General features: G+C 71.7%; 5 protein-coding genes. 4 read left to right on the forward strand and 1 reads right to left on the reverse strand.

Going from position 1 to position 6527, the window contains the following annotated elements:
- From CCN72_RS32600 to CCN72_RS32610, 3 genes are all read left to right on the forward strand, one after another.
- Positions 1–1883, forward strand: a 1883-nt coding sequence (locus CCN72_RS32600) for an ABC transporter ATP-binding protein (RefSeq protein ID WP_143664277.1), incomplete at its 5' end; no start/stop codon positions are given.
- A gap of 134 nt (positions 1884–2017) precedes the next feature.
- A complete protein-coding gene (locus tag CCN72_RS32605) occupies positions 2018–2407 on the forward strand; it encodes a hypothetical protein (RefSeq protein ID WP_086811799.1) in 390 nt (129 codons plus the stop codon).
- Positions 2408–2526: 119 nt separating this feature from the next.
- Positions 2527–4392, forward strand: coding sequence for a glycoside hydrolase family 3 protein (locus CCN72_RS32610; protein WP_086811801.1), 1866 nt, complete (start codon positions 2527–2529; stop codon positions 4390–4392).
- 102 nt (positions 4393–4494) lie between these two features.
- Here the strand turns inward: CCN72_RS32610 and CCN72_RS32615 are convergent, their stop codons facing one another.
- A complete protein-coding gene (locus CCN72_RS32615) occupies positions 4495–5289 on the reverse strand; it encodes a sugar phosphate isomerase/epimerase family protein (protein ID WP_086811803.1) in 795 nt (264 codons plus the stop codon).
- A gap of 186 nt (positions 5290–5475) precedes the next feature.
- Between CCN72_RS32615 and CCN72_RS32620 the strand changes: the two genes are divergently transcribed.
- A partial coding sequence (locus CCN72_RS32620) for an alkaline phosphatase family protein (protein ID WP_086811805.1) occupies positions 5476–6527 on the forward strand: 1052 nt, incomplete at its 3' end.

The raw sequence follows: 6527 nt of genomic DNA on the forward strand, positions 1-6527 counted from the left end.
CCGGCGACCGCGCGCCCAAGGACATGGCGCTGGCCGGCACCCCCGCCACCCCGGCGCTCCTCGCCCAGGTGGACGCCCTGCCCCCGGCCACCGACACCCCCGACGTCGACGAGGACAAGGCGGTACGCCCCGAGGACTCCTACGGCCTGCGCCGGCTGCTGCACGGCTTCGGGCTGCCGCTGCTGGTCAGCCTGGCGCTGGTCGCCGTCGACGCGGGCGCGAGCCTGGTGCTGCCGGTGCTGATCCGGCACGGCATCGACGCGGGCGTCACCAAGCTGGCCATCGGCGCCGTCTGGTCGGCCTCGCTGCTCGCCCTGCTGGTGGTGCTCGTGCAGTGGGCCGCGCAGATCGGCGAGACCCGGATGACCGGCCGTACCGGCGAACGCGTCCTCTACACGCTCCGGCTCAAGATCTTCGCCCACCTCCAGCGGCTCGGCCTCGACTACTACGAGCGCGAGCTGACCGGCCGGGTGATGACCCGGATGACCACCGACGTGGACGCGCTGAGCACCTTCCTCCAGACCGGCCTGGTCACCGCGTTCGTCTCGGTCGTCACCTTCTTCGGCATCATGGTCGTCCTGCTGGTGATCGACATCCAGCTCGCCCTGGTCGTCTTCGTCACGCTGCCCCCGCTGATCATCGCCACCTTCTTCTTCCGCCGGGCCAGCGTGAAGGCGTACGAGCTCGCCCGCGAGCGCGTCTCCTCGGTCAACGCCGATCTCCAGGAGTCGGTGTCCGGGCTGCGGATCGTGCAGGCGTTCCGCCGCGAGCGGGACGGCGGACGGCGGTTCGCCGGGCGCAGCGACGGCTATCGCGCGGCCCGGCTGCGCGGCCAGTGGCTGATATCGATCTACTTCCCGTTCGTCCAGCTGCTGTCCTCGCTCGCCGCGGCCGCCGTGCTGATCGCGGGCGCGGGCCGGGTGGAGGCCGCCACCCTCACCACCGGCGCCCTGGTCGCCTACCTCCTCTACATCGACCTCTTCTTCGCCCCCGTCCAGCAGCTGTCCCAGGTCTTCGACGGCTACCAGCAGGCCACCGTCTCCCTCGGCCGCATCCAGGAGCTGCTGCGCGAGCCCACGTCCACGAAGGAGGCGAAGCAGCCGCGTGACGTCACGTCGCTGCGCGGCGACATCGCCTTCGAGGGCGTGTCCTTCGCGTACGGCGACGACGAAGCCGCCCTCGCCGACGTCGAGTTGACGATCCCCGCGGGCCAGACGGTCGCCTTCGTCGGTGAGACCGGCGCCGGAAAGTCCACGCTGGTCAAGCTGGTGGCCCGGTTCTACGACCCGACGGCCGGGCGGGTCACCGTCGACGGCACCGATCTGCGCGACCTGGACCTGACCGCCTACCGGCACCGGCTCGGCGTGGTCCCGCAGGAGGCGTACCTGTTCCCGGGCACCGTCCGGGACGCCATCGCCTACGGCCGCCCCGACGCCACCGACGCCGAGGTGGAGGCGGCCGCGCGGGCGGTCGGCGCGCACGAGATGATCGCCACCCTCGACGGCGGCTATCTGCACGAGGTCGCCGAGCGCGGCCGCAATCTCTCGGCCGGCCAGCGCCAGCTGATCGCGCTCGCCCGCGCCGAACTGGTCGATCCGGACGTCCTGCTCCTGGACGAGGCCACGGCCGCGCTCGATCTGGCCACCGAAGCCCAGGTCAACCAGGCCACCGACCGCCTCGCCGGCCGTCGTACCACGCTGGTGGTGGCCCATCGCCTCACCACCGCCGCCCGCGCCGACCGGGTGGTGGTCATGGACCACGGCCGGGTCGCCGAGGACGGCACGCACGAGGAACTGCTCGCCCTCGGCGGCCGGTACGCCGAGCTGTGGCGGACCTTCGCCGGGCGCTCCGAGCCGGAGGAGCCGGTGGGCGCGGCCCTCTGAGCCCCGCCGAATCCGCGCGGATGCCGCTGATCCGCGCGGATGACGATCGTGCAACCATCCGGCATACCCCCTGCGTCGTACATGCGTACGGCCGCCGGGGGACGGCCTGGACGCGTTTCAGGGAGGACGAACACGTGGAAAGTGGTGCGATACGCCGGCGTCTCACGCTCGGTCCGGTCCTGCTGGCCGCGGCCGGACTGCTGGCCTTCGCGGCCGCCGGCACCGCACAGGCGGCGCCCAGCGGCTGCTCGGGGGAACAGGTCAGAACCCTCTCCTTCGCCTCCGGCGTCACCCGCGTCTACCGGCAGGGCGACTACGTCTGCGCCATGACCCTCGCCCGCAGCCCCGGCACCGTCCGCGCGATGTCGGTCAGCGTCCAGGCCCGCGGCAGCCGCCCGGCCAAGGACAACGGGCGCTATCTGCACCACGCCGGGCCGGTGACCGTGCACGCCGGGCACCGCTGTGTCTGGATCCGCGGCGCGGTCGGCCAGAACAGCGTCAGCTCGGGCTGGATCCTCTGCTGAACCACCACCCGCGTCGACACGCTGACCGCTGTGCGCTCCCTTGACGGAAAGAAACTTCCCGGATATTGGTGACTCCTTGGAAGTTTCCTTCAGCAGTTCTCCTCTGGGAAGGAGCGCACGTGCCCGACACCAGCACGGGAAGCGACACCAGCAAGAGAGGCACAGGAAACACCGGGGATGGGGGCGGCGCCCGGCTGTCCCGGCGCACCGTCCTCGCCGCGGGGGCCGGGATCACCGCCGCGCTGACCGTGCCCACCACGGCCCGCGCCGCCACCCCCGACGAGCGCCGCCTCAAGGCCCTGATCTCCCGGATGTCGCTCCAGGAGAAGGTCGGCCAGCTCTTCGTGATGCGGGTCTACGGCGCCTCCGCCACCGCCCCCGACCAGGCCGACATCGACGCCAACCTGAGCGAGCTGGGCGTGCGCACCGCGGCCGAGCTGGTCCAGAAGTACCGGGTCGGCGGGATCATCTACTTCACCTGGGCCCACAACACCCAGAACCCGTACCAGATCGCGGAGTTGTCCAACGGCATCCAGAAGGCGTCCCTGGACGAGCCGCGCGGCCTGCCGATGCTGATCGCCACCGACCAGGAGCACGGCGCGGTGTGCCGGGTGGGCGAACCCGCCACGCTCTTCCCCGGCGCGATGGCGATCGGCGCGGGCGGTTCGGCCGCCGACGCACGCACTGTCGGCCGGATCTCGGGCACCGAACTGCGCGCCCTCGGCATCAACCAGGACTACTCGCCCGACGCCGATGTGAACGTCAACCCGGCCAACCCGGTGATCGGGGTGCGCTCCTTCGGCGCCGACCCGGCGGCGGTCGCGGAGCTGGTCGCGGCCGAGGTGAAGGGCTATCAGTCGGCTCGGGTCGCCGCCACCGCCAAGCACTTCCCGGGCCACGGGGACACCGCCGTCGACAGCCACTACGGCTTCCCGGTCATCACGCACAGCCGGGAGCTGTGGGAGAAGCTGGACGCGGTGCCGTTCCGGTCGGCGATCGCGGCGGGCATCGACTCGATCATGACCGCGCACATCGAGTTCCCGGCCCTGGACGACTCCGGCGACCCGGCCACCCTCTCCGAGCCCATCCTCACCGGCATCCTGCGCGGTGAACTCGGATACGACGGCGTGGTGATCACCGACTCCCTCGGCATGGAGGGCGTGCGCACCAAGTACGGCGACGACCGGGTGCCGGTGCTCGCGCTGAAGGCCGGCGTGGACCAGCTGCTCAACCCGCCGTCCATCGACACGGCCTGGAACGCGGTCCTGAAGGCCGTCCAGGACGGCGAGCTGACCGAGGCCCGCCTCGATGAATCGATCCTGCGCATCCTGCGGCTGAAGTCCCGGCTCGGCCTCTTCGACGGCGTCCACGTGGACCGGAAGGGCGTGGACCGCGCGGTGGGCACCAAGTCCCATCTGGCCGCGGCCGACCGCATCGCCGAGCGCACGACGACCCTGCTGGTCAACGAGGGCGGCACCCTGCCCCTGAACCGCCACACCCAGCCCCGCCTCCTGGTGGTCGGCGCCGACCCGGACTCCCCGTCCGGTACGACAGGGCCGCCGACCGGCGTCCTGGCCGCCGCCCTCACCGAGGCGGGCTTCACCGCCACCGCGCTGCCGACCGGCACGAGTCCGTCCGCGGCGGCCATCGACCGGGCGGTGGCCGCAGCCCAGGACGCGGACGCGGTGGTGGTCGGCACCTACAACGTGAGCGCGAACAGCTCCCAACGCACCCTGGTGGAACGCCTGTTGGCGACCGGCAAGCCCGTGGTGGCGCTCGCCGTGCGCAACCCGTACGACATCGCCCAACTCCCCGGTGTCCGGGCCTGCCTGGCGTCGTACTGCTGGACCGACGTCGAACTCCGGGCCGCCGCCAAGGTGATCGCGGGCCGCGTCAAGCCGCGCGGCAAACTCCCGGTACCGGTGCAGCGGGCCGACGACCCGACGAAGGTCCTGTACCCGATCGGCCACGGCCTGTCCTACTAGGCACGGCCTGACCTACTAGGCACGGCCTGACCTACTAGGACGGCCTGGCCTGCTGGGACGGACGGATCCCCGCCGGGCCGCGCCCGACGGGGGTCCACCGGGCTACGCCGCCTCGCCGAGCAGTCGTACGAGATGATCGCGGCCCGCGGTGAGCAGGCCGGGCAGCGGGGCGGCCTGCTCGTACCACCGCTTCTCGTACTCCCAGCACAGCCAGCCGTCCCAGCCGCCCCGGCTCAGCACCTCCACGCACTCGGTGAGCGGCAGTACCCCCGCGCCGAGCGGCAGCGGGGTGGTGTCCTCGGCCGAGGCGATGTCCTTGACCTGCACATATCCCAGCTGCGGGGCGAGCGCCGCATACGTCTGCGCGGGCTGCTCGCCCCCCAGCCAGGTGTGCATCACATCCCACAGCGCCCCCACCTGCCGATGCCCCACCGGGCCCAGCACCCGGATGGCGTCGGCGCCGGTGCGGTGCGAGTCATGGGTCTCCAGCAGGATCCGCACCCCGAGCGCGGACGCGTCCTCGGCGGCGGTCCCGAGCCGCCGGGCCGCGATCGCGTCGGCCTCCTCGTGCGGGCCCTCCCCGCCGGGAAAGACCCGGACGAAGGGCGCGCCGAGATCATGGGCGAGCCGCAGCAGCCCGCGCAGCTCGCCGAGCACCGCCGCGTCGTCACCGGGCGCGGCGACCCGCGCGTACCCGGCCACGCACAGCGGTTCGATGCCGGAGCCGCGGAACAGCGCGGCGACATCGGCGCGTTCGGCGGGGGAGAGGCCGGGGTGGACCGGTTCCTCGGGATGGGCGCGCAGTTCGACACCGTGGTAGCCGTGCTCGGACGCGAGCGCCAGGACGTCCGGGACGGGCAGGCCGGGGACACCGAGAGTGGAGAACGCCAGCTTCATGCCCCGGGACCTTACTCGACGTGCCGGGTGCCCACGTCGTCTCGGCATAAGCCGCAATGTCATGACTTCCCTAAAGGGACCCCAGGTGTTGGCCGCGTTTTCACCACCGAGCTCTGCCACGCCGATCGGCGTGGGTAGAGAGTGTCTGCTGGTCTGGTCCACGAGAACCCTCAAGAAGGGCAATTCATGGCAGAGTTGACGCGACGCAGACTCCTGGGTTCGGCTGCCGGCGTGGTGGGCGGTGCCGCCGCCCTCTCCCTCCTGCCGCCCAGCGTGCAGAAGGCGGTGGCCGCCGAACCGCCCCGGCACGGCTCCCTGCGCGAGATCGAGCACGTCGTCCTGCTGATGCAGGAGAACCGGTCCTTCGACCACTACTTCGGCACGCTCTCCGGTGTACGCGGCTTCGCCGACCCGCACGCGCGGCGGCTCGACACCGGGCGCAACGTCTTCTACCAGCCCGACGCCGAGAACCCGAAGGGCTATCTGCTGCCCTTCCACCTCGACACCCACAAGTCCAGCGCCCAGGCCATCCCGTCCACCAGCCATGCCTGGTCCGTGCAGCACCAGGCATGGAACGGCGGCAAGATGGACCAGTGGCTGCCCGCCCACCGCAAGGCCGACGGTGTCAACGGCCCCTATGTCATGGGGTACTACACGCGCGAGGACATCCCGTTCCAGTTCGCGCTCGCGGAGACCTTCACCGTCTGCGACAACTACTTCTGCTCGGTCCTCGGCCCCACCTGGCCCAACCGCCTGATGTGGATGTCCGGTTCGATCGACCCGGGCGGCACCCAGGGCGGCCCGATCATCAGCAACACGGCCCCGACGCCGTACCGCTGGACGACGTACGCCGAGCGGCTCCAGGCGGCCGGGGTCAGCTGGAAGGTCTACCAGCAGGACGACGACTACGGCTGCAACCTGCTGGAGCAGTTCGCCACGTTCAAGAACGCCCAGCCCGGCTCCGACCTCTATGAGCGCGGGGTACGGCCGCAGCCGGAGGGCACGTTCGAGGACGACGCCCGCAACGACCGGCTGCCGGCGGTGAGCTGGATCATGCCGACCAGCTACCAGTCGGAGCACCCGGACTATCTGCCCGCCGCGGGCGCGGACTTCGTCGCGTCGAAGATCGAGGCCATCGCCGCCAACCCGAAGGTGTGGCGCAAGACGGCCTTCATCCTCAACTACGACGAGAACGACGGCCTCTTCGACCACGTCGTCCCGCCCACCCCGCCCGCCGG

This window comes from Streptomyces murinus, assembly GCF_002154555.1.
Classification (GTDB): domain Bacteria; phylum Actinomycetota; class Actinomycetes; order Streptomycetales; family Streptomycetaceae; genus Streptomyces; species Streptomyces murinus.

Coding starts and splice junctions, on each gene's coding strand:
- CCN72_RS32615 (WP_086811803.1), bottom strand. CDS start 5,289: ATGAAGCTGGCGTTCTCCACTCTCGGTGTCCCCGGCCTGCCCGTCCCG.